This is a genomic window from Polaromonas sp., from assembly GCF_016185115.1.
Taxonomy (GTDB): domain Bacteria; phylum Pseudomonadota; class Gammaproteobacteria; order Burkholderiales; family Burkholderiaceae_C; genus Polaromonas.
Genome location: NZ_JACPOF010000017.1, coordinates 347105 through 371030 on the forward strand (window position 1 = coordinate 347105; position 23926 = coordinate 371030).

At 59.7% G+C, this 23926-nt stretch carries 21 protein-coding genes; 9 read left to right on the plus strand and 12 right to left on the minus strand.

The features are described from left to right. Positions 1-96 precede the first annotated feature (96 nt). A complete protein-coding gene (gene folC, locus HYX42_RS11820) occupies positions 97-1404 on the minus strand; it encodes a bifunctional tetrahydrofolate synthase/dihydrofolate synthase (RefSeq protein WP_293403135.1) in 1308 nt (435 codons plus the stop codon). 70 nt (positions 1405-1474) lie between these two features. On the opposite strand from folC, the gene HYX42_RS11825 reads away from it, so the two are divergent. Together HYX42_RS11825 and HYX42_RS11830 are read left to right on the plus strand one after the other, a co-directional pair. Then, positions 1475-1819, plus strand: coding sequence for an arsenate reductase (locus tag HYX42_RS11825; protein ID WP_293403137.1), 345 nt, complete (start codon positions 1475-1477; stop codon positions 1817-1819). A gap of 170 nt (positions 1820-1989) precedes the next feature. Further along, positions 1990-2721: a glycine zipper 2TM domain-containing protein gene (locus tag HYX42_RS11830; RefSeq protein ID WP_293403139.1), complete on the plus strand. Its 732-nt coding sequence runs from the start codon at positions 1990-1992 to the stop codon at positions 2719-2721. A 327-nt stretch (positions 2722-3048) separates the two neighbouring features. Here HYX42_RS11830 and HYX42_RS11835 read toward each other — a convergent pair whose 3' ends face one another. Further along, a complete protein-coding gene (locus HYX42_RS11835; RefSeq protein ID WP_293403141.1) occupies positions 3049-3864 on the minus strand; it encodes an anti-sigma factor in 816 nt (271 codons plus the stop codon). Positions 3865-3953: 89 nt separating this feature from the next. Then, a complete protein-coding gene (locus HYX42_RS11840) occupies positions 3954-4529 on the minus strand; it encodes a sigma-70 family RNA polymerase sigma factor (protein ID WP_293403143.1) in 576 nt (191 codons plus the stop codon). Positions 4530-4690: 161 nt separating this feature from the next. On the opposite strand from HYX42_RS11840, the gene HYX42_RS11845 reads away from it, so the two are divergent. Further along, positions 4691-5014, plus strand: coding sequence for a pyrimidine/purine nucleoside phosphorylase (locus HYX42_RS11845; RefSeq protein WP_293403145.1), 324 nt, complete (start codon positions 4691-4693; stop codon positions 5012-5014). 14 nt (positions 5015-5028) lie between these two features. After that, positions 5029-6357 (plus strand): argininosuccinate synthase, encoded by a 1329-nt coding sequence (gene argG / locus HYX42_RS11850; RefSeq protein ID WP_293403147.1) that lies wholly within the window; start codon positions 5029-5031, stop codon positions 6355-6357. Between the two features lie 302 nt (positions 6358-6659). Here the strand turns inward: argG and HYX42_RS11855 are convergent, their stop codons facing one another. The 5 genes from HYX42_RS11855 to murB all read right to left on the minus strand — a co-directional run bounded on the left by HYX42_RS11855 (position 6660) and on the right by murB (position 12754). Next, complete coding sequence (locus HYX42_RS11855) at positions 6660-7610, minus strand: restriction endonuclease subunit S (RefSeq protein WP_293403149.1); 951 nt, start codon at positions 7608-7610, stop codon at positions 6660-6662. Further along, entirely contained in the window at positions 7603-9468 is a 1866-nt protein-coding gene (locus tag HYX42_RS11860; protein WP_293403151.1) for an N-6 DNA methylase, read from the minus strand. Before HYX42_RS11860 ends, HYX42_RS11855 begins: the two co-directional genes overlap by 8 nt. Positions 9469-9701: 233 nt before the next feature. Next, a complete protein-coding gene (locus HYX42_RS11865) occupies positions 9702-10856 on the minus strand; it encodes a Fic family protein (RefSeq protein WP_293403153.1) in 1155 nt (384 codons plus the stop codon). A 250-nt stretch (positions 10857-11106) separates the two neighbouring features. Further along, complete coding sequence (locus HYX42_RS11870; RefSeq protein ID WP_293403155.1) at positions 11107-11568, minus strand: cupin domain-containing protein; 462 nt, start codon at positions 11566-11568, stop codon at positions 11107-11109. A 100-nt stretch (positions 11569-11668) separates the two neighbouring features. Further along, positions 11669-12754, minus strand: a complete 1086-nt coding sequence (gene murB, locus HYX42_RS11875) for a UDP-N-acetylmuramate dehydrogenase (protein WP_293403157.1) — start codon at positions 12752-12754, stop codon at positions 11669-11671. Between the two features lie 47 nt (positions 12755-12801). Here murB and HYX42_RS11880 point away from each other — a divergent pair, with 47 nt between their 5' ends. Together HYX42_RS11880 and HYX42_RS11885 are read left to right on the plus strand one after the other, a co-directional pair. Next, the gene (locus tag HYX42_RS11880) at positions 12802-13287 is read left to right on the plus strand and encodes a YajQ family cyclic di-GMP-binding protein (protein ID WP_293403159.1); all 486 of its coding nucleotides are present in this window, start codon (positions 12802-12804) and stop codon (positions 13285-13287) included. 5 nt (positions 13288-13292) lie between these two features. Further along, entirely contained in the window at positions 13293-13970 is a 678-nt protein-coding gene (locus HYX42_RS11885) for a TIGR02281 family clan AA aspartic protease (RefSeq protein ID WP_293403161.1), read from the plus strand. 123 nt (positions 13971-14093) lie between these two features. On the opposite strand, the gene plsY is transcribed toward HYX42_RS11885, so the two are convergent. The 3 genes from plsY to HYX42_RS11900 all read right to left on the minus strand — a co-directional run bounded on the left by plsY (position 14094) and on the right by HYX42_RS11900 (position 16428). Next, positions 14094-14732, minus strand: a complete 639-nt coding sequence (gene plsY / locus HYX42_RS11890; protein WP_293403163.1) for a glycerol-3-phosphate 1-O-acyltransferase PlsY — start codon at positions 14730-14732, stop codon at positions 14094-14096. Positions 14733-14768: 36 nt separating this feature from the next. Next, positions 14769-15260 carry an aminoacyl-tRNA deacylase gene (locus tag HYX42_RS11895; RefSeq protein ID WP_293403165.1) on the minus strand — a complete coding sequence of 164 codons (492 nt, stop codon included), beginning with the start codon at positions 15258-15260 and terminating at the stop codon, positions 14769-14771. A 100-nt stretch (positions 15261-15360) separates the two neighbouring features. Further along, the gene (locus tag HYX42_RS11900; protein ID WP_293403167.1) at positions 15361-16428 is read right to left on the minus strand and encodes an aldo/keto reductase; all 1068 of its coding nucleotides are present in this window, start codon (positions 16426-16428) and stop codon (positions 15361-15363) included. A 253-nt stretch (positions 16429-16681) separates the two neighbouring features. On the opposite strand from HYX42_RS11900, the gene HYX42_RS11905 reads away from it, so the two are divergent. Then, positions 16682-17335, plus strand: coding sequence for an OmpA family protein (locus HYX42_RS11905; protein ID WP_293403169.1), 654 nt, complete (start codon positions 16682-16684; stop codon positions 17333-17335). Positions 17336-17658: 323 nt separating this feature from the next. On the opposite strand, the gene HYX42_RS11910 is transcribed toward HYX42_RS11905, so the two are convergent. Next, positions 17659-19422, minus strand: coding sequence for an AMP-binding protein (locus HYX42_RS11910; protein ID WP_293403171.1), 1764 nt, complete (start codon positions 19420-19422; stop codon positions 17659-17661). A gap of 7 nt (positions 19423-19429) precedes the next feature. Between HYX42_RS11910 and HYX42_RS11915 the strand changes: the two genes are divergently transcribed. Together HYX42_RS11915 and HYX42_RS11920 are read left to right on the plus strand one after the other, a co-directional pair. Continuing rightward, positions 19430-20365, plus strand: coding sequence for an alpha/beta hydrolase (locus HYX42_RS11915; RefSeq protein ID WP_293403173.1), 936 nt, complete (start codon positions 19430-19432; stop codon positions 20363-20365). An 81-nt stretch (positions 20366-20446) separates the two neighbouring features. Beyond that, on the plus strand, positions 20447-23926 hold the full coding sequence (locus HYX42_RS11920; protein WP_293403175.1) for a response regulator: 3480 nt from the start codon (positions 20447-20449) through the stop codon (positions 23924-23926).

Here is a 23926-nt window from a genome sequence, read left to right on the forward strand (position 1 = left end):
CTTTATGGAGCTTTTTGGGCTTTGGGGCGGTTGATGGTCGGCTGGCGGGACTGGCTGCGGCGGCGTTTTAAAGCGCCTCGGATGGCTCCTGCGGCTTCAGCCTGCAAGGTGTTTGGCCAGAAGTCGGGGGACACCGTCCTTCAGAATGCCGCCCACCGTATAGAAGGAGCCGAACACCACGATTCTATCAGCGGGGTCTGCGGCAGCCACCGCAGCCTGCAACGCCAGTTCAGGGCTTTTGAAGGTGGCCGACGTGGCATCAGGACGCGTGTTTTGCGCCTGCCAGGCCGCCTGCAATGCCTCGCCGCCAGCCGCCCGGGGCGTGGGCAGATCGGTGAAGTACCACTTGTCTATGAGCGGCCCGACCCGGCCCAGCATGGGCGCCAGATCTTTATCGGCCATGGCGCCAAACACCGCGTGGGTGCAGGCATAAAAACCCATGGCGTCGAGGTTTTCGGCCAGTGCGGCCACCGAGTGCGGGTTGTGGGCAACATCGAGCACCAGCGTCGGCTGGCCGGGAATGATCTGGAAACGGCCCGGAAGCTCGACCATGGCCAGGCCGTTGCGCACGGCCTGCGCCGTGACGGGCAGGCGGTCGCGCAAGGCCGTCAGCGCTGCCAGCACGCCAGAGGCATTGACCAGCTGGTTGGCACCGCGCAGCGCCGGATAAGCCAGCCCCGCATATCTGCGGCCCCGCCCTGCCCAGCCCCATTGCTGTTTGTCGCCAGAAAAATTGAAATCGGTGCCGAAGCGCCACAAGTCAGCGCCCACTGCTGCCGCGTGATCAACAATGCTCTGCGGGGGGACCGGGTCGCTCACCACGGCCGGTTTGCCGGCGCGCATGATGCCGGCTTTCTCGAAGCCAATGGCTTCGCGGGTGTTGCCCAGCAGTTCGGTGTGGTCAAGGTCAATGCTGGTGATGACGGCACAGTCGGTGTCGATGATGTTGACGGCATCCAGCCGCCCGCCCAGGCCGACCTCCAGCACGACGACATCCAGGTTTGCTTCCTTCAGCAGGTTCAGGATGGCCAGCGTGGTGAACTCGAAATAGGTCAGGGAGATGTCATCGCCCGCCTTGCGTGCGGCCTCGACCTTTTCAAATGAGGCCACCAGTTGCGCCGCAGTGACGATATCGCCGCGCAAACGGCAGCGCTCTTCAAAATGCACCAGGTGCGGCGATGTGAATACGCCTGTCCGGTAGCCCGCCTGAAGCAATATCGCCTCAAGCATGGCGCAGGTCGAGCCCTTGCCATTGGTACCAGCCACGGTAATGACCGGGCAATCAAACACCAGCTTCATGCGTTCAGCCACGGCCTTCACGCGGGCCAGGCCCATGTCTATGCTTTTGGGGTGCAGCTGCTCACAGTAAGCCAGCCAGTCGTCGAGGGTTGTCAGGTTTTGCATGAAGGCATGATTGTCGCCGCAGCAAAAAAACATGGCCTTTGCAAGGTCGGGGCCGTGGCAAAATTTCCGCATGATTACCCTCTACGGCATACCCAACTGCGACACCGTCAAAAAAGCCCGCACCTGGCTGACTGACCACGGCGTGGCTTATGAATTTCACGATTTCAAGAAACAGGGCGTGCCTGCAGCCAAACTGCCCGCCTGGGGCAAGGCCGTGGGCTGGGACAAGTTGCTCAACCGCCAGGGCACGACCTGGCGCAAGCTTGATGCGGCGGCACAGACCGGCGCAGCCGACCCTGCCGGCGCACAGGCCCTGATGGTGGCCAACCCCAGCGTCATCAAGCGGCCAGTGGTCGAATGGGGCAAGGATGTAACAGTGGGCTTTGATGCTGCGGGATGGGAAAACCGGGTTTAAACCGGCGTGCCTCCTGTGTAAAGAACGCTGCTGCAGGGCGGCTTTACAGTGATTTACGTGAACTTGGTGTAACAAATCTGCTCTCACTCATTAAACTGGGCGTCGCGTCTCCGGCCCTGCCCGGACTGCACTTTCAGTACGCTGAAAACAGGTTTGAGAGGTTTGAAATCATGAAAAAAGTTCTAGTTCTATCCACCGCAGCAGTTGCCGGCCTGATGGCTTTCAATGCATCTGCCGCCGACATCCTGGCGCGCGTGATCTCCAGCACCCCTGTGGTGCAACAGGTGGCGGTACCCCGCCAGGTGTGCAACAACCAACCCATGGTCATCGAAAGCCCACGCACGGGCGGCGGTGCCGTGCTGGGCGCTGTGGCCGGCGGTGCTGTCGGCAACGCAATCGGCAACGGCAGTGGCCGTGCACTGGCCACCGTGATCGGCCTGGTCGGCGGCGCGATGGTTGGCGATCGCATCGAGGGCGGCAACACCCAGGTGCAGAACGTGCAGCAATGCAGCACCCAGACCTTTTACGAAAACCGCGCCAGCCACTACAACGTGGTTTATGAATACCAGGGCACGCAGTACAACACCCAGATGGCGACCGACCCTGGCCAGTACGTGCGCCTGCAGGTGACGCCGGTCGGTGCGATCAATGCTGCGCCGCAGCCCGGCTTCCCGTCACAGCCGCAAACCTATGTACAGCCCGCACCGCAGGCAGGCTACATCCAGCAGGGCACGACCTATGTGCAGCCAGCGGTGCCTGCGCCTGTCATTTACCAGTCTGCGCCCGTGTATTACCCGCAGCCCTACTACGCACGCCCGTATTACGCGCCCTACTACGCGCCTGTCGGCCTGTCGCTCAACTTTGGCTATAACCGGGGTTACGGGCATCACCACTGGCGCTGAAGATGGCCAATCAAGTTGAACTGGCCTGAGCCAGGCAGAAGGGTGCAGCCAGCACCCTTTTTTATGTTCGCTTGATCCACAGGAGCGCCCCAGGTCCAGCCGGAAACTGCCCGGGCAGTTTCCAATTGCTATATTTTCAATAGCTTCTCACGTGCGTATTTAAAGGGCTACAGCCGATTTGATGCCTTAAAACAGGCTTTTTTTGGCCTTTTTGAAGGCTTTTTCCCGGCCCAGGGCATTTGGTGGAACTTTGAAGGCATTTTTTTAACGTATACGTTAAATTTTTAATGTATACGCGAAAATTACTCTTCCAGCTCCCGCCAGCGGCTAAAGCGCGGTTTCCAGCAAGGCGCCCTTGAAGAGCACAGGCCCACTGGGGCCGCTGCCGGCAGGAACGCCGCCTTTGGGCTCCAGGCTGATGGCCAGCACCGGCACTTGCCGTACATCATTGCCGGTGGCCGGAAGACGCATCACGGCATCAGTGCCCAGAACGCCCAGCGACTTCGGACCGCCGCTTTGCGGAATCGCCCAGAGCTGCAGCGACTTGTCTGGCTGCTCCTGGAAGCTGCCCACACGTTTGAGCACCATGCGGTTGTTCTTGGGGTCAAACGTCACCAGCATGGACGCCGCAGCCTTGTCATCGGCCAGCACGGCCACGTACTGGATCTCGGGCGTGGCCGAGAGTTTGGCGGTCAACTCCTTCACCTGGCCACCCAGGCTGGCGACCTGCCCGCCCAGGTTGGCATTGCTGCTGCTGAGGTTCAGGCTTGCCACCACAGCCAGCACAGCCACAGCCGCGCCTGCAAAGCTGGCACCGCGCCAGAGGTTCAGGCTGGACCACCAGCCGGTAGCTGGCGCAGCCGCAGCGGCAGCATTCGCGCGCGCCGCCTGCATGGCTTTGGCCTGCTTTTCGGCATTGACCAGGTTTTCAATCCGCTTCCAGACCGCTGCGCTGGGCGCGATCTCCGGCTGCAGTTCAGCCACAGAAGCCAGGCGACCCTGCCAGATCAGCGCGGATGCGCGCACAGTGGCGTGTTCGCGCGCCAACGCCTCAAAGCGGCGGCGCGCACCGCCGCGCAGCGTGCCCAGCGCGTAGCTGGCGGCCAGCTGTTCAATCAGCGATGGGTTTTGGGTCATGTTCATACATTGCCTTCTTCAGAAGTTTCCGGTTTTAACAACCAGAACAAACAAAATCTTTCATCTCACGCACCGTTTCATCGCAATCACCGGCATCAAGCCAGTTTTGCCATACAGCCCCTGAGCTGCTCCAGCCCGCGGCGTATCCAGGTCTTTACAGTCCCCAGCGGCAGCTTGAGCTGGTCTGCCAGCTCGCCGTGGCTCAGGTCACGCATATAGGCCAGGCTCACGACCTCGCGTTGCTTGTTGTCGAGCTGGCTCAGGCACTGGTGCAGCGCCCACGCCTGCTCGCTGGCCTGCGCCACGTCCATCGGGTTGGGCGAATCGCCCGCCACGGTGTCCGAAATCACATCGTCCAGTTCTTGCATGGAATCGGCACGTTCCGAAGTGCGGCGCCGCAGAAAATCCAGCCCCCGGCTGCGCACCACCAGCGCCATCCAGGCCATGGGCGGCGACAGGGTTGCCTTGTAGTCGCCCGCAATCCGCCAGATGTTCAAAAACGCTTCCTGCAACACGTCTTCGGCCCATTCGCGGTTGGTCACCACCCGCACCGCCACGCCGTAAAGTTTGGACGAGGTCATGTCGTACAGCTCCCTGAGGGCCGCTTCATCAGCCAGAGCTACGCGGTCAATCAGGGCGATCAAGTGGGTATCCGGGCTTTCTGGTTTCATGGACTTCATTGTGAAGCATTCAGTGAATACGGCCCAAGCCCGGCAATGGATTCAGCCCGGCTGGCTGCGGATATGCAGCCGTACCCTAAAATCCATGGTTTTGCGGCTTGCAGACACCCATCAAGCGCAAGCCGGACACCCTTACTTTCCACCTTCCAGCCATGACCACCGAAAAAATCGACAACATCAGCGTCGCCACCAAAGCCAGCGTGTACTTCGACGGCAAATGCATCAGCCACGGCATCACCTTTGCCGACGGCAGCAAGAAGTCCGTCGGCGTCATCCTGCCCGCCACGCTGACCTTCAGCACGGGCGCGCCAGAGATCATGGAATGCACGTCCGGCAGCTGCGAATACAAACTCAGCGGTAGCGATGCCTGGGTCAAGTCTTCGGCGGGCGAAAAGTTCAGCATTCCCGGCAACTCGAAGTTCGACATCCGCGTGGCTGATGCCGGCGGTTATCACTACATCTGCCACTTCGGCTGATCCGGAAAAAGCACATGGCCACCATACTCCAGCACCTCCCCACCGGCCAGAAAGTCGGCATCGCGTTTTCAGGCGGGCTAGACACCAGCGCAGCCCTGCACTGGATGAAGCTCAAGGGTGCGATTCCCTATGCCTACACCGCGAACCTTGGCCAGCCCGATGAGCCCGACTACGACGAGATCCCGCGCAAGGCCATGGAATACGGCGCTGAGAAAGCGCGCCTGATCGACTGCCGCAGCCAGCTTGCCAATGAAGGCATCGCTGCATTGCAGGCCGGCGCCTTCCACATCACCACTGCAGGCGTCACCTACTTCAACACCACGCCGCTGGGCCGCGCCGTGACCGGCACCATGCTGGTGTCGGCCATGAAGGAAGACAACGTCAACATCTGGGGCGACGGCAGCACCTTCAAGGGCAACGACATCGAGCGTTTTTACCGCTACGGCCTGCTGACCAACCCCGAGCTGAAGATCTACAAGCCCTGGCTTGACCAGCTCTTTATCGACGAACTCGGCGGCCGCGCAGAAATGTCGGCTTTCATGACGGCAGCGGGTTTTGGCTACAAGATGTCGGCCGAGAAAGCGTACAGCACCGACTCCAACATGCTGGGCGCCACGCATGAAGCCAAAGACCTCGAAAGCCTGGGCACCGGCATGAAGATCGTCAACCCCATCATGGGCGTTGCTTTCTGGAAGGACGAAGTCGAGGTCAAGCGCGAAGAAGTCACCGTGCGCTTTGAAGAGGGCCGCCCGGTCGCCCTGAACGGCAAGCGCTTCGACGATCTCGTCGAGCTGATTCTCGAAGCCAACCGCATAGGCGGCCGCCACGGCCTGGGCATGAGCGACCAGATCGAAAACCGCATCATCGAAGCCAAGAGCCGCGGCATCTATGAAGCCCCCGGCCTCGCGCTGCTGTTCATCGCCTACGAGCGCCTGATCACCGGCATCCACAACGAAGACACGATTGAGCAGTACCGCGACAACGGCCGCAAGCTCGGCCGCCTGCTGTACCAGGGCCGCTGGTTCGACAGCCAGGCCATCATGCTGCGCGAGACAGCCCAACGCTGGATCGCCAGCGCCATCACCGGCGAAGTCACCGTCGAGCTGCGCCGCGGCAATGACTATTCCATCCTCAACACCGTATCTGACAACCTGACCTACAAGCCCGAACGCCTGAGCATGGAAAAGGTTGAAGACGCACCGTTCTCGCCAGCTGACCGCATCGGCCAGCTGACCATGCGTAACCTGGACATTGTGGATACGCGGGAGAAGCTGAGTATTTACTCCAACGCCGGGCTGCTGGAGCTGGGTAAGGGGGATGACTTTTTGAAGCTGGGTAAGTAAGACCTTTTCAAGCCTTCAACATCAAAGCCCGCCAAGCATGATGCTTGACGGGCTTTGATGCTTTCGCGGTCTATACAAAATTAATCAAGATTGCTCCCACCGTAGGCCGCAGCAATCAATGGCTTATTGCCTCAAAGTCAGCGAACAGGTACAAAGCCTGCTCTAGGTTGCCCGTGCCCCAGCGACCAATGTTGGTCACATCACGCGATTGAATACCTTCGCCTTTTTTCAAGCGCCTGCGACATGTGTGGGCGATTTCGATCGGGACAGGCGCATAGCCTCAAAAATCATCCGGCGTTATCTTAGGCATCCACAAGTTCAGCATAAGGCGATAAGCGCATGATCTCCTCAACGACCGAGGTGTGCGGAATGCCATCAGATTTCAACGGGAACGGAATGCGGGTAGCGAGCATGCGCCCCATAGTCCACTTCCGAGCGTAGTTGTAGCGGAACGCCTCTTTGCGCAACAGGGCACATATAAAGAGCGCGCATACAACCGACATTTTGAATTTGGGTTTGAGCACCGTCACGTCAGATGATGCAGTAAATGCATCGGGCTGATAAAACGTCGAGCCAATGCTTCCGTTGTTGGCAACGGTCAAGCAACCTGCCTCGAATTCGGGCAACTTGTCGACATACGCTGTAATTCCATTGTTCTCCGCTGAACCGCTCACCCACGGAGTGTCGCCGCTCTGCATACTTCTACGGACCGTCTGTTTTCCAGGGAGAAGGTCGAAGAGATCCGTGACATTCACTAGAGGCCAGCCCTTCATCGAAATGACCATACCAGTGGCTGCGCTCTTAGCTAAAACCGGTGCTTTGAGCTCCAGAATTTCTTGCGGAACCTCGGCGGGTACCAACAAGGCACCCAAGGTGCGATTCGCTTGCCGCCCAAAGTTGAACCGAAAACGATTTTGTTCTATGCACTTGCACCACCACAGCAGTTCGGCCTCGGACATCTCTTTAAATGGTGTCAACACCGCGACGTGAAAGCTCGTGTAGAACGGGAAAGGTTGCACAAACGAAGCGAGCGCGTGGTTACGCGAACGAAGACACACAGTGATGCTACCGGAAGGAGAGGGTGCGAGTCCAGGAAGTGGAGCCGTCCAACCGTCTAATCCGTTGCGGCGATGAGTGCGGGAGACATAGGCCACAGGATCACTGTCAGACGCTACCGCCTTCAACTTGGCTTTCGAAAGTTGATGGCCGCCGGAGATTTTGAACAGCGCGCTTAGAGGCTGCGTCTTAGACATCCGCGTCCACTCCTTCCGGCAAATGTTCCATTCGATGCAAGTGCGCGAACACTGCGTAACTACGCAACGCCTTCTCGACATCCCCGACCGATAGCGACGAGTAGTTTGTCGTAAGGTATGCCTCTGCGCACCATTCGTCCTCTGCGCCCACCTTTCGCGATAAGCTGACGCCCTTCTGCACCTTTTGGGAGTGATAGGAGTCAAGCCACCGTGAGCGCATATCTTCCCAGCGCCCGAGCGAGTCAACACGTCCCTTGTGTTTCATTTTTACGAAGCCATCGTCCTTCCACATCGCGAGCCAAGTCTTCTTCGGTGAACTCGCATGCGGTCTATGAGCTTCGAAAACTAACGCAATAGTCACTACGCCAACGGGAGCAAATAAATCGTTCGGGAGCGACATCGCCGCGACTAGTGTGTGCTTGGCGAGAATCAGTTCTTTTGCCGGATGCGACTCGATTGCACACGACATTGGAAGCACTACGACCGCTCGGCCACCGGGCGCCAACACATCAAGCAAGTGTGCAACGAAGTCCAGCTCATGCAATCCTGCCCCCTTCTGTGAAAAGGGAGGATTGATCAGGCCAACCGTGGGGCGCGCATGTCGCTTGGATGGGGTAATGAGCTTTTCGGACGTAAGAGGATCGAAGCTGCTACTGCGATACAAGTTGGCTTTCCCATCTCCGCGCAAAATCATGTTCGATACAGCCAGGGCGAACATGTGGGGCTGATCTTCCACGCCCACTAAGCGATGTTCGCGAATATCGCGTCTCACCTTCTCGTCGTTACCCGCGATTTTGTCCATGGCTGTCATGGCGGCGATCAAAAATCCGCCAGTACCGCAACACGTGTCAACCACCGTGTCGTTTGGACTGACTGCCGCGATCGCAGTGAACAGCTCGGTAATGTGATGCGGCGTTAGGACAATGCCCAACCCCTTCTTGTCTCCGCCAGCATAGCGGAGGAACTCACCATAGAACCGACCGAGGACGTCGATATCTTCGTAGGTGGAGATAAACGGCCAAACATTGGCCTCAATGTCGTTGACGAGAGTGCGCAATGGCCAGTCGCCGTCCTTTTCTCTATTCAACGCGGGATGTGTTTCCAAGAATGAATATGGCTGCAACATGACACGCTGTTTATCTACGTCCAGAAAAGCCGCCTCGGCTTCGCGCTTAATTGCCGCTAACATCTCACGCCCCAACGTTTTCGTCTTCAGCTTGCGCCAAGAGGCCAGGAACGCTTCGTCCCTCAACGCCAGCAAAATGCCTGACACTACAAGCGGCTTTTCAGCCTCAGAAACTTTGGCGTGGTCTCGCATGAAATTGTGGAGCTCTCGGCTGAAGTCCATCACTTCCAAGAAAGAACGCGCGCGCACGGCAGGATCAAACGTCAGCGCTTTGATCAAGTCTGTGACCCGGACGAGTTGTTTAATCGGACCATGAGGGCCAACTAGCTCCTCTACAGACTGGGCTTTGTTCAACCAACGAAAGGTGCTCACCTTCAAGCTCGCGACAGAGGTCCCGCTTACCGCGATGGCGATGACATCAAACTCCTTTGCCAGTTCGCTGGCGTAAAGCAAAACCCCATCGACGGCATAGTGCTGCGGGTGTGTCCTGTCGGCACTCTCATGCTTAGAGGCGTTAGCCTTACATTCGATGACGATCAAGACATCCGGGTGTTCCGGTAAACGAAGAATGAACTCAGGTTTACCAGCCCCATCACCGCTCTTGCTGGCTCGCATAAGCGCGCGCCGCACTCTCGCGTTGTCGCTCGTTTGTTCTTCAAGAACCTGCCCTTTCACCCCAAATTTGATAAGGTGATCGCGGACAATCGACTCCGTTGTTCTTTCGTTGGGCATACGTTCTCACAAATAATATTTCTGGCGTTTCACTCCAGCCGGTCCGCTCAAGCATAGAGGTACCACACTCGCTGAACCACACCGTACCGGTACGAATTCAAGCTCCCGTCGATCATACTGGACAAAATAACAGTATCTCAATTCTTTGAGAGTACGGGCTGACCCCGCCAGTCCTAAGTTCTCGGTTAATCAAAACCACATAGCCAGTGCATGCTCCCCTCCCCACGAATTTCTTATTCAGCCAGCAGCGCAATGTAAGCCGTATAGCTGTAGCTGCGGTTTTTCTTCTGCCCGGTCAACTCGGTGACGATACCCAGATCTTCCAGCACCTTGACCGCCGCCGTGGCGGTGGGGAAGCTGGTGGCCAGCTTCTGGCGCACCTGGTCGATGGTGAAGCGCGGCATCATGGGCAGCATTTCAAACAAGCGGTAGCTGCTGGGCCCGGCTTTGGGCGCAGCCAGCAAGCTGCGGCGGTCGGTAGCCAGCAACGTGGCAATGGCCACAATGTTGCGCTCGGCATCGTGGGCTGCCATGGCCACGCCCTCCAGGAAAAACGCCACCCAGCCCTCCCAGTCGCCTTCGGTGCGCACGTTGGAAAGTCGCCGGTAATACTCGGACTGGTGTTGCTTGAGGTAGCCGCTGAGGTACATCAGCGGCTCGGGCAGCAAGCCCCAATGCTCCAGGAGCGCGGCAATCAACAGGCGGCCGATACGGCCGTTGCCATCGAGGAAAGGGTGAATCGTCTCAAACTGAAGGTGGACCAGTGCCGTTTTCACCAGCGGCGGCAAGGGCTGCAACCCATGGTCTGTGTTGTGTATGAAACGCTCCAGGTCTGCGAGCAAGGCAGGCACCCGCTCCGGCGGCGGTGGCACAAACACCGCGTTGCCCGGCCGCGTGCCACCAATCCAGTTTTGCGAGCGGCGCAACTCGCCCGGCTGCTTGCCGTTGCCGCGGGCACCATCGAGCAGCAGCCGGTGGGCATCGCACAGCAAGCGCACGCTCAAGGGCAGGCCAGCCGGGTCACGCAGTTGTGACTGCACCAGACGGAAGGCACGCAGGTAGTTGGTGACCTCTTCCACATCGTCGGTGTTGCTGACTGCAAAGCCGGCTTCTTCGTCAAACAAATCTGCCAGCGTGGCCTGGGTGCCTTCGATCTGTGAGGTGAGCAGCGCCTCTTTGCGGATGGCGCTGTACAGCAGCCAGTCCACCGAGGGCACCAGCCCGGCAACGCCGGAGAGGCGGGCCAGCGCCAGCTCAGCCCCGCGGTTGGCCTCCACAAAGGACTCGGGTGCCAGCGCTGGCCTGACGGGCGGCAGTGCATGCGGCACAAAAGCCTGCACGGACTCGCCCGATGTGGTGGAGGTGGCGTAGGTACCGGTGCTGCGCATGGTGCAAAAAGAGTTCTTTAATTTGATGAATTCACATTAAAGCAATCTTTAATATAAAGCGCAAGTCTTAAAACGGGCTTTAAAAAGAGTGCAGATCCCGGTAGAAAATTCGGGTGCTGTTAGAGGCGCATCTGCAGGGCCGCAGCAGGTAAAGCAGTCCCTGCGACCTTGCCTCTCCATCCATCTGCGTTGGGGGGGAATGGATCCCGGATCAAGTCCGGGATGACACAAGTCCTGACGGTGGGACAAATCAATTCACAAAAACCGTATCCCCAGCCGGCTGCGGCGGAATCTTGATCGCGATGGCCTTGACCGGGCCGCTGGTCACCAGCGTGCCGCCGTGTGCAGTGCCTTTTGGAATGATGATCAGGCTGCCGGCCTTGAACTCGCGGCGTTCGTTGCCCAGCCACATCGCGCCGCTGCCTTCGATGATGTACTGGATCTCGTCGGTTTTCGGGTGCGTGTGCTTGGCCACGTTGCCGGACTGTATGCCCACGGTGGCGTTGTCGGTGACGATGAGCGCACGTGCGTTCATCTCTGCATTTGGCGTGGTCGGCAGATCAGCATGCTTCAGCGCCATCAGGTCTATCACCATGGGGGCGAGTGGCGCGGCCTGTGCGTGCGCGTCGGACACAGCGTGCTGCAGGAAGGGGGAAGCTGCGACTCCGGTGATGAATGCAGCAGCGATTGCGAGGGAAATGCGTGTCGACATGGGGTCTCCTCCGTTGTAGCGAAAATTCGCTGTCAGAGTTTGCCAGCCGCCTGAGGTTTGCCATCGCGAACAAACCCTTGAACCCAGCCCCCAAAAGCGCCTAAACCACCACAGGCTCATGCTCCAGCAGGATGCCGAAGCGTTCATACACGCTGGTCTGTATGGCCTTGGCCAAAGTCATCACCTCGCCCCCCGTGACCGGGTGTTCGCGCCCGCCCCGGTTGACCAGCACCAGCGCATGGCGCTCGTGCACGCCAGCATTGCCAATTGATTTGCCCTTCCAGCCGCAAGCATCAATGAGCCAGCCCGCCGCGAGCTTGATGGAGCCGTCGGCCAGCGGGTAATGAACAATCTTGGGCTCGCGCTGGATGATGTCGGCGCATTGTTCGTTCGACACCGTGGGGTTCTTGAAAAAACTGCCTGCGTTGCCAATCACCTGCGGGTCGGGCAGTTTGGTGCGGCGGATCTCGCAGATCCAGTCGAATATTTGCTGCGCCGTCGGGTCGCCGCCATCGGGCACGGGTGACTGGGCCATTTTTTTCTCGATATCGGCATAACCCAGCACCGGCTTCCAGTTTTTGGGCAGCGCAAAACGCACTTTGGTGATGAGCGCCTTGTCGGCCAGCCCAAAGCCGGGGTTGCCGGCGGTTGACGCGGCTTCGCCCGCAGAACTCTTGTGTTTGAAGACGGAGTCGCGATAACCAAAGGCGCACTGGGCGGCATTGAGCGTGAAGCTTTGGCCCGTGGTCAGGTCTATGGCGTCAAGCTCAAGGAAACGGTCCTGCAATTCGACGCCATAAGCGCCAATGTTCTGCACCGGCGATGCGCCCACCGTGCCAGGTATCAGCGCCAGGTTTTCCAGGCCCGGATAGCCGTTTTGAAGCGTCCAGGCGACCAGCTCATGCCAGCTTTCACCGGCGCCGGCCTCGATGATCCAGGCTTTGGCGGTCTCGCTGTGCAGGCGTTTTCCGGGAATCTCGATTTTCAGCACCAGCGGCTTCACATCGCCGGTCAGCACGATGTTGCTGCCGCCCCCAAGCACGAACTTTGGTACGCTTTTCAGCGCCGGGTCGGCCAGCACGGCGGCGATATCGGCCTCAGAGGCGATGCGCACCAGCGAAAGGGCTTTGGCCACAATGCCAAAGGTGTTGGAAAACTGGAGCGGGACATTTTTCTCGACTAACATCTGTGGGATTGTCTCATTCACCCACCCCCTGAAAAGCCCCTTACACCATGCCTTCTTTTGACACTGTGCTTGAAGCCGACCTGGTCAAGGTCAAGAACGCGGTTGAAAACACCGCGAAAGAGATCGGCACACGATTCGACTTCAAGGGCACCTCTGCCTCCATCGAGCTCAAGGACAAGGAAATCATCCTCATCGGCGATAGCGATTTCCAGCTGGAGCAGATCACCGATGTGCTGCGCAACAAGCTGACCAAGGCTGCGGTTGACGTGCGTTTTCTGGATGTCGGCAAGGTCGAGAAAATTGGCGGCGACAAGGTCAAGCAGGTGGCCAAGGTGCGCAACGGCATCGAGTCAGAACTGGCCAAAAAAATCCAGACCCTGATCAAGGGCAGCAAGGTCAAGGTGCAGGCGTCCATTCAGGAAGAAAAAGTACGCGTCACCGGCGCCAAGCGCGACGACCTGCAGTCGGCCATGGCGCTGATCCGGGCAGAGAACAACGACTTTCCCCTGAGTTTCAACAACTTTCGCGATTAAGCCTGATGGTTTTTTACCCGCGCCTGCCGCATCTTCTTGCCCTCGCGCTGGTGATTTTGCTGTCGCAGGGTGGGGCGCACGCCCAGGCGCCTGCAGAATCCGTTGCCCTCGCAGGCATGCTGGGCAACCGGGCGCTGCTGGTGGTCAACGGCAGCCCCCCAAAATCGGTGTCTGCGGGCGACACGCACCAGGGCGTGAAGGTAATTTCAACCAGTGGCGACCAGGCCGTCATTGAGCAGTCGGGCAAACGCATCACCCTGCGCGTAGGCGATGCGCCTGTCAGCATGGGCGGCAACAGTGGTGGTGGCGCCAAAGGCAACCGCATCGTGCTGCCGGCCGGCCAGGGAGGCCACTTCTTTGCGGCGGGCAGCATCAACGGCAAGGCTGCACAGTTCATGGTCGACACCGGTGCGACGGCGATTGCGATGAGCAATGCCGATGCCGAACGCGCCGGCATCAATTACAAAAATGGCCAGCAAACACACGTGGGCACTGCCAACGGAACAGTGCCTGCCTATCGCATCAAGCTTGATTCAGTGCGTATCGGCGACGTGGAAATCTTCGGGGTGGATGCGCTGGTGGTCCCCAGCAGCATGCCTTACATGCTGCTGGGCAACAGCTTTTTGTCACGCTTTCAGATGACTCGTGACAACGACCAGATGACGCTGACCAAGCGCTACTGAAACGCCGCACTTACTCGATTACCTGATCCCGTCATTGCGGGCCTGACCCGCAATCCATCTCAAACGAAGCGGGCATGGATCCCGGATCAAGTCCGGGATGACATCTAAGGCGCAGTCAGCAGGTTACTTGGCGCTCTTACGGCCAAAACCGAGCTTGGACTCTGTGCCCTGCACCAGCTTGGCGATGTTCTCGCGGTGCTTGAAGACCAGCAGCATGGCCATCAGAAAGATCGCCAGCAGAATGCTGCGCTCCACATACCAGGGGCCGCGGTTGCCCAGCAGGTAATACAGCGGCGCCATGCAGGCCGCTGCCATGGAGGCGGCTGATGAATAACGAAAGAACCAGGCCACCACCAGCCAGGTCACCAGGGTCAGCAGGCCCAGCAGCCAGTCAATGCCCAGCAGCGCGCCTGCCGCAGTCGCCACACCCTTGCCGCCCCTGAAGCCAAAAAAGATGGGGAACAGGTGACCGATAAAAGCCGCAAAGGCCACAGCCGCCACGGTGCCGTCAGACAGGCCGAAATCAGCGCCGAACCACCTGACGAGAACAACCGGCAGCCAGCCCTTCAGGCCATCCAGCAGCAGCGTGGCAATCGCCGCCTTCTTGCTGCCGGAACGCAGCACATTCGTCGCGCCGGGGTTTTTGCTGCCGTAGCTGCGCGGGTCCTTCAGGCCCATCACGCGGCTGACGATGACCGCAAACGACAGGGAGCCAAGCAGGTAGGCCAGCAGCACCGCAATGCCTGAATACAGATATTCCAAAACCAATCTCCTGTTTTTATGGTCTGCGGGGCTGGCTTACTCCGCCAGCGCGCACTGCACCGATTTTGCACCCAGCAATGTGACACAGACCTGCGGGTCTATGCCCACCAGGTAACCGCGCCTGCCGCCATTGATGCAAATTTTAGGCAATGCCAGTATGGTTTCTTCGATATAGACCGGCATCTGGCGGCGCGTGCCGAAAGGCGAGGTACCGCCGACCAGATAACCGCTGTGGCGGTTGGCGACTTCAGGCTTGCAGGGCTCGACCGACTTCGCGCCGATTTGCCGGGCCAGATTTTTGGTCGACACCTTGCGGTTGCCATGCATCAGCACCAGCAGCGGTTTGGCGTCCTGATCCTGCATCACCAGCGTTTTGACGACGGTGAAGGGATCAAACCCAAGCACCTCGGCGCTGTGCTGGGCGCCGCCGTGCTCCAGGTATTCGTAGGGATGCTCGGTAAACGCCACTTTGTTAGCTTTCAACAAAGCGGTAGCAGGCGTCTCTGATACGTGATCTTTTCTGCTCATGGAACCTCTTCGCAAGGGTCGGCGCGGAACCGGCTTTGCCGGGCCGCAGCGGACGCCCCCTGGGGGGCAGCGCCGAAGGCGCTTCGGGGGAGAGCCATCTCTAGAGCGCGGGGTCCCGCAGCTCCCATCGGATCTTGTCGATCTCCGCGAGAACTTCGGGCGAAAGTTTTGTGCCCCACGCATCAAGGTCTTCGTCGAGCTGCGCCACGCTGGTCACGCCGATGATGGTGCTGGCGACCTGCCACTTGGTGTAGCAAAAAGCCAGCGCGAGTTTTGTCGGCGTCATGCCGCTGTCGATCGCAAGCTTGTTGTAGCGGCGTGCGGCGGCCAGCGCTTCCGGGCGGCCCCAGCGCTGCTTGCGCACCGATTCAAACTTGCCGATTCGGCCGTCCTTTGGCGCATCCGGGCCGTCGGTGCCTGACTTGTCGTATTTACCGGTCAACAGGCCAAAGCCCAGCGGTGAATACGCCAGCAGCGACACACCCAGTCGGTACATGCTTTCATCGAGGCCGTTTTCGTAGGCGCGGTTGACCAGGCAGTAAGTGTTCTGCACGGTAGCGATGCGCGGCAGGCCGTGCAGCTCCGCAAGGCGCACAAACTCATGCACACCGTAGGGTGATTCATTCGACAGGCCTATCGCGCGCACCTTGCCGGCCTTGACCAGCTTGCCCAGCGCCTCAAGCTGCGCGTGGATGGGCGTGACGTCCTTGTTGTCCTTGGCGGGGTCGAAGTACACCGCGCCAAAGGCCGGCACATGACGCACCGGCCAATGGATCTGGTACAGGTCGATGACATCGGTCTTCAGGCGCTTGAGGCTGTCATTGCACGCGGCTTCGAAGTCAGCCGGCGTGACGTTGGAACTGCCGCCACGCACCCAATTCATGCCCCGCGAAGGGCCGGCAATCTTGGTAGCCAGCACAAGCTTGCTGCGTGCCGACGGGTTTTTGGCAAACCAGTTGCCGATGATGGTCTCGGTGGCGCCGAAGGTTTCGGCGCGCGTGGGCACCGAGTACATCTCTGCCGTGTCCATGAAGTTGACGCCGCGCTCAAGCGAGCGGTCCAGGATGGCGTGCGCGGTCTGCTCGTTGACCTGTTCGCCGAAAGTCATGGTGCCGAGGCAGATGGGTGTGACCTGCAGGTCGCTCTGGCCGAGTTGAACTTTATTCATTGATGTCATGGGTGGGAGTGTCCAGGGTGCGGGTGGGGCGGTGAAGATGAAGGCCGCAATGCGGCGCCAGTTTCACAAGTTTATCGGTTACCGGGGGTTAACGGCGCTCAACCAGATAAGCCATTGCCTTACAGACATATTTGCGCGCCACAATTAATCTTGCGAAGCTCGATAACAAGAGTGACTGATCCGTATCCATCGGCAAAAACCGGTGAAACACAGCCACATAACCATCAATCCCAGGAGTAAACACATGAAAACCATCACCACCACCCTTACCTGCGTCGCACTGTCTGTCGGCATTTTTTCGGGTTGCGCCAACATGAGTGAAACCCAGCGCGGCACCGCACAGGGCGCAGGCATTGGCGCTGTCGCAGGCACGGTTCTCGGCGCTGCAGTCGGTGGCCGCAATGGTGCGATTACTGGTGCTGTTCTGGGCGGCGCCGCAGGCGCGGTGGGCGGCAATATCTGGTCGCAGCGCATGCAGAACCAGAAGCTCGCCATGGAACAGGCCACGGCCGGCACCGGCGTTGCAGTGACCCAGACGACCGACAACCGCCTGAAGCTGGACATCCCCAGCGACATCTCTTTTGACACCGGCCGCTCGGGCATCAAACCCAATTTCGCGCCCATCCTGAACCAGTTCGCTACCAGCCTGAACCAGAACCCGGCTTCAACCGTGACCATCATCGGCCACACCGACAACACCGGCTCGGACGCCATCAACAACCCGCTGTCGGTCGAGCGTGCCAACGCCACGCGCGACTACCTGATCAGCCGCGGTGTGGCTGGCCAGCGTATCGGCACAGACGGCCGCGGTTCACGCGAACCGATTGCCGACAACGCCACGCAGGCTGGCCGCGACAAGAATCGCCGGGTTGAGATCTACGTAGCTGAAAAAGGTTAACCCCTGTTGGCGCTCACTGCGTGTAGCGCCCTCTCCCCTTGCAGGGGACTGCACCAGCGGCCTGGCAAAGCCAGTTCCGCGGTGCGTAATTGCTTCAGCGAGCGGTTTTTAACGTATACAGCAACAATTTGCCGTATACATTAAAAATACATCAAATGTTAATATGGAACTTAACATTCGGCTGCTACGACTGACAAACGTCTGGTTTTTGGTCAAAAAAATGCCTCAAAAATGCCATTTTCAGGCATCAAATCGGCCTCGAGCCCAATGAATACGCACGTGAGAAGCTACTGAATTAATAGCATCCAGACTCTCGCAGCCAGCTACCGCGTCGCGTGAAGCGCCTTGAAACGCTCCTCTTCCTGCAACCTGAGCACCCGCCGCTGCACCTTGCCTGTCGTCGTCATCGGCAGCGCGTCTATGAATTCGATTTCCTTGGGATACTCGTACGGCGCCAGCATGGTTTTGACATGGATTTGCAGCCTTTCCACAAGGTCGCGGTCAAACTGCTCACGCGGGCCCATCCAGCGTTCGCGTGCCGCCAGAATGTCAGGCGCCAGCACCACATAGGCCTTGACCACCGCGCCGCGCGCGCTGTCCGGCTTGGGCACCACGGCCGCGTTGGCCACGGCCTCATGCTTGACCAGGCAGTTTTCGATCTCGCCCGGGCCTATGCGATAACCCGCTGCCTTGAATACATCGTCTGCCCGGCCCTCGTACCAGAGGTAGCCGTCTGCATCGCGTTTGGCCAGGTCGCCGGTGCGGCACCAGTCACCGGTGAATTTGCCGTCGGTGGCGGCGATGTTCTTCCAGTAGCCCAGAAAGAAAATCGGGTCGGCATCGCCATGGATGTCGAACCGGTTGACGGCCACATCGCCCGGCACGCCCACCGCACATTCTTTCCCCTCATCATCAATCACCGCCACGCGGTGGCCGGGGTAGCCCTTGCCCATGCTGCCGGGCCGGGCAGGCCACATCGCAGAGCAGTTGCCAACGACGTAATTGATCTCTGTCTGGCCGAACATCTCGTTGACGGTCACGCCCAGCTGCTTGCGGCAGTAGTCAAACACCGCGTCACCCACCGCCTCGCCCGCGCTCATGATGCCCTGCAGTTTCAGCCTGAAGTGCTTGCCCGGCTGCGGGTAGGCCTTCATCATGGCTTTCAGTGCGGTGGGGAACAAAAAGGTGTGCGTGACGCCGTGTTGCTGCATCAGGCTGAAGGCCAGCTCGGGGCTGAAGCGGCCGTTGAGGGCGACGATGGGCCGACCGAAATAAAGCGTGGGCAGCAAGGCATCCATCAAGCCACCTGTCCAGGCCCAGTCTGCGGGGGACCAGAACACTGCATTTGTCTTTTTGTTCGACTTGCCATCGAAACCAAACCAGTTCTGGCTGCAGACAAAGCCCGGCAGGTTGCCGATCAGCGCGCGGTGCGGAATCAGCGCGCCCTTGGGCGGGCCTGTGGTGCCGCTGGTGTAGATCAGCACTGCAGCCTCGTCGGCCTTGGTCACCGCAGCCGTGAAGGCGCGGTGGTAATCGAGGTTCAGGTCAAGGTCGCCCAGCCCCCACGCGCTGCCTGCCGCCAGAACCCGCCGCAGCATGGGGCATTCGCCGCGCACGGCCTTGATGCTGGCAATGCTGCTTTCATCGCAGATGGCCACCACTGCGCCGCTGTCGTGCAAGCGGAATTGCAGCGCCTCGGGCCCGAACAGCATGGACAGCGGCATCGCCACCGCGCCCATCTGCAGCACCGCCATGTAGGCGACGGCGGTTTCAAATCGCTGCGGCATGACGATGGCCACCCGGTCGCCGCGCTGCACGCCCAGCCCCTGCAGCGTGTGGCTCAGGGCGTCAGCCGCCCGCTTCAGTGCGAGGTAGCTGTAGCTGGCAGGGCCGCTGCCTGGCTCGTGAATGCGTATGGCCACCTTGCTTGCAGCATCGCCCATCCTTGCCCAGCGGCTGCAACAGACCTCTGCAATGTTGAAGTTTTCATCGACCTGCCAATGGAAACCGGCGTGTACTGCGGTGTAGGGATCGACTGGCGTCTTGTCGCTGCCTTGACTGCGCTTGTTGTGTTGTCTCTTTATCATGGGGTCAATGTACAAAGAAAAACGCCCCCATCGCAGCGAGTTTGTCCCTATACGCGGACTCGATTACCACGTCCGCATCTGGGAGGGGGCCGACGCGAAGGCCCGGGAATTGCCGGCACTGGTTTTAGCCCACGGCTGGATGGATGTCGGGGCCTCGTACCAGTTCATGGTTGATGCGCTGTCCGACGACTTTGCAAATGGCCGGACCATCATTGCCCACGACTGGCGCGGCTTCGGCCTGACCAAAGGTGCGAAAGAAGGCGCCCAACCCGACAATTACTGGTATGCAGACTACTTCGCCGACCTCGATTTTCTGCTGGACCACTACTCACCAGATCAGCCGGTAGACCTGCTGGGCCACAGCATGGGCGGCAACGCCGTCATGAGCTACGCGGGCATACGGCCAACGCGCATACGCAGGCTCATCAACCTGGAGGGCTTTGGGCAGCCGCCGAGCAAACCCTCGGAAGCACCCTCGCGCTATGCGAAATGGATGGACGAGATCAAGGCCGCGCAGCGCGGTGAAATGGACCTGAAAACCTATGAAGGCGTGGAAGGCGTGGCCAGACGCCTGATGAAAACCAACCCGCGCCTCTCGGCAGACAAGGCCGGCTGGCTGGCCAGCCACTGGGCGCAGCCTGCCAGTGACGGGCAATGGGCCATCCTCGGTGACCCGGCCCACAAGATAGTGAGCGCCAACCTCTACCGGGTCGAGGAAACGCTGGCGCTGTATGCCCGCATCACGGCGCCGCTGCTGGCGGTAGAGGCTTCCGACGATTCGCTCGGCAAGTGGTTTAAAGGCCGGTACTCGCTGGCCGAATACCACGAACGGCTGAAACTCGTGCCGCAAGCAACTGTTGCGGTGGTACAGGACGCAGGCCACATGCTGCACCACGACCAGCCGGAACAACTGGCAAGGCTGATCGAGGAGTTCCTGATCTGAGGCTTTGGCCTACACGAGAAGGCGGGGGTTGCGTGCACACTTGAAGGTTTTTGCAGCGCAACAGCGAACAGCGGAGACCCCATGACCGGCCCAGCCTCGATAGACCAGGACAACTTCAAGAAGATTCTGAGCCGCAACATCAGCCTTCCCCTGGGCTTGGGCGCGATGAGCGCCGCGATTTTTGTTGGCCTCATCCTTTATTTGCTGTCCACCCTCAACTCGGTGGACCACACCCAGCGCGTCATCAGCAATGCCAATGAGGTCGCCAAGCTGACTTCGGACATGGAAACCGGCATGCGCGGTTTCCTGATCACCGGCGACGAGACCTTTCTGCAGCCGTATGACATTGCCAAGTCCCGGATCCAGCGGGAGATCGCAGGGGTCAGCGAACTGGTCGATGACAACCGCCCCCAGGCAGACCGCATGAAACGCGTCGCCGGCCTGCAGGCCCAGTGGATGGAGTTTGCCCAGGAGGTCATTCAACAGCGGCGCAACAAACTTCCTTACGAAGAGGCGATTCGCAACGGGCGCGGCAAGTCCATCACCGACGAGATACGCCGGGAGATGACGTCGTTTGTCGCCGTTGAGCAAAGACTGCTGGCCGAACGTACCCAGGACGCCAGGAGCACCACGCTCTGGAGCGTTGTCGCCTACCTTGTGTTCACCCTGCTGGTCAGCGTCCTGCTGGCATTTTTTGGCCGTCGTGAACTGCTCAGGCTTTCCGGCACCTATGCAGAGGCGCTCCAACAGCAGGCAGAAGACGCCATGGCGCTTGAAGAACAGGCCTGGCTGCGCACCGGCCAGACCCAGCTGGCAGAACACATGATCGGCCAGCAATTGCTGGGCGCACTGGGCCGCAGCGTGCTGGGTTTCCTGGCGCAATACCTCAAGGTCGATGTCGCCGCCGCTTACGTGCGTGAAGATGACGGCAGGCTGAACCGTGTGGCGACCTATGGATTCGGCAGGGACATCGAAAATTCAGCACAGTCCCTGGGCAGCGGGGAAGGCCTGGTCGGCCAGGCAGCGCAGGAAAACCGCGTCCTGCAGCTTGACCAGTTGCCCGTGGGCTACCTGACGGTCAATTCCGGACTGGGCCAGGCCGCACCGCGCCACGTCATCATCGTGCCGGTGACGCACGAAGGTGTGGTCAATGGCGTGGTGGAGATGGGTTTCCTGCGCCAGCTCGACAAGCGGGATACGGAGTTTGTGAAACTGGTGGCGGGCAGCATAGGCACGTCCATCCACACCGCACTGTACCGCCAGCGCCTGCAGGACCTGCTGGCTGAAACCCAGCAGCTCAATGAAGAGCTGCAGGTGCAGCAGGAAGAACTGCGCACCGCCAATGAAGAACTTGAAGAACAGTCACGCGTGCTCAAGGAGTCGCAGGCCAACCTTGAAAACCAGCAGGCCGAACTTGAACAGACCAATGTGCAACTGGGCGAGCAGGCCTTGTCACTTGACCAGAAAAATGCAGCCCTGAGCCAGGCGCAGACGCAGCTTGAACAGCGCGCCGATGAGCTCACGCGCGCCAGCCGCTACAAGTCCGAGTTTCTGGCCAACATGTCGCACGAGCTGCGCACGCCGCTCAACAGCTCACTCATCCTGGCCAAGCTGCTGTCGGACAACCCCAAGGGCAACCTCGGCGAAGAGCAGGTCAAGTTCGCGCAGTCCATCTATTCCGCAGGCAATGACCTGCTCAACCTCATCAACGACATCCTCGACATCTCCAAGGTCGAGGCCGGCAAGCTGGAACTCTCGCCCGAGAACATCACGGTCGGCAAACTGGTTGATTCGCTGAAGAACACCTTCGAGCCGCTGGCAGGCCAGAAAAAACTGAACTTCGAGGTGCATGTCGATGCGGCAACGCCAGCATCCATCTATACAGACCGCCAGCGTCTGGAGCAGATCCTCAAGAACCTGCTGTCGAACGCCATCAAGTTCACAGAGGCCGGCACTGTCAGCCTCACGGTAGGCGAGCAGGCCGGTGGTTATGTCTCGTTCAAGGTCAGGGATTCAGGCATAGGCATACGCGACGACCAGCAGCAGATTATTTTTGACGCCTTCCGCCAGGCCGATGGCACCACCAGCCGGCGTTATGGCGGCACAGGCCTGGGGCTGTCGATCTCGCGTGACCTGACCACCCTGCTGGGCGGCTCCATCACGGTTGAAAGTGCAGAAGGCAAAGGCAGCACCTTCACCCTGCTGCTGCCCTACAACTGGAGCAAGCCCCAGAGCCAGGCGACCTCCGTGCAGGTTGCAGCGCACCAGGCGTCCACATCAGCACCTTCACCGGCGCCCGCCAGCAGTCCCGCCATCGGCAAACCGCAACCCGTGCCCTTGCCGGCTTTTGCCGACGACAGGCACCTGCCCCTCAAACGCCGCCTGGTGCTGGTGATTGAAGATGACAGCACCTTCGCGCAAATCCTATACGACCTGTCGCATGAACTGCAGTTCAGCTGCCTGGTCGCACACACCGCCGAAGACGGCTTTGCGCTGGCCAGCCAGTTTGTGCCGCAGGCCATCCTGCTCGACATGGGCCTGCCCGACCAGTCCGGCCTGTCGGTGTTGCAGCGCCTGAAGGAAAACGCACAGACCCGCCACATCCCCGTGCATGTGATTTCGGGGCAGGACAGGAGCGCGGCCGCCCTGCAGATGGGCGCCATCGGTTACGCCACCAAACCCACCACACGCGAACAACTCAAGGAGGTCTTCAAAAAGCTTGAAGACAAGCTGACGCAAAAGGTCAAGAAGGTACTGCTGGTTGAAGACGACGCCCTGCAGCGCCAGAGCGTGACGCACCTGATCTCCGACGATGACGTCGAGATCACGGCCGTCGCCACAGGCACGGAAGCGCTGGCCCTGCTGGCCAACACGATTTTCGACTGCATGATCATCGACCTGAAGCTGCCGGACATCCAGGGCAGCGAACTGCTCAGGCGCATGTCGACCGACGACATCTGCTCCTTCCCGCCTGTCATCGTTTACACCGGCCGCAACCTCACGCGTGACGAGGAAGCCGACCTGCTGAAGTACTCGCGCTCCATCATCATCAAGGGCGCACGCTCGCCAGAGCGCCTGCTCGATGAAGTCACGCTGTTTCTGCACAAGGTCGAATCACAACTTTCAGCCGAGCGCCAGACCATGCTCAAGACAGCGCGCAGCCGTGACCGTGTATTTGAAGGCCGCAAGATACTGCTGGTCGACGACGACGTGCGCAACATCTTTGCCCTCACCAGCGCACTGGAGCAAAAAGGCGTGCAGGTCGAAATCGGCCGCAATGGCTTTGAAGCCATCAGCAAACTCGATGAAGTGAGCGACATCGACCTGGTGCTGATGGATATCATGATGCCCGGCATGGACGGCCTGGAAGCCACGCGCCGCATACGGCAGGACCCGCGCTTTCAGAAACTGCCCATCATTGCCGTCACGGCCAAGGCCATGAAGGACGACCAGGAGCAGTGCCTGAACGCCGGCGCCAACGATTACCTGGCCAAACCCATAGACCTTGACCGGCTGTTCTCGCTGCTGCGGGTCTGGATGCCCAGCCTGGAACGGCTTTGA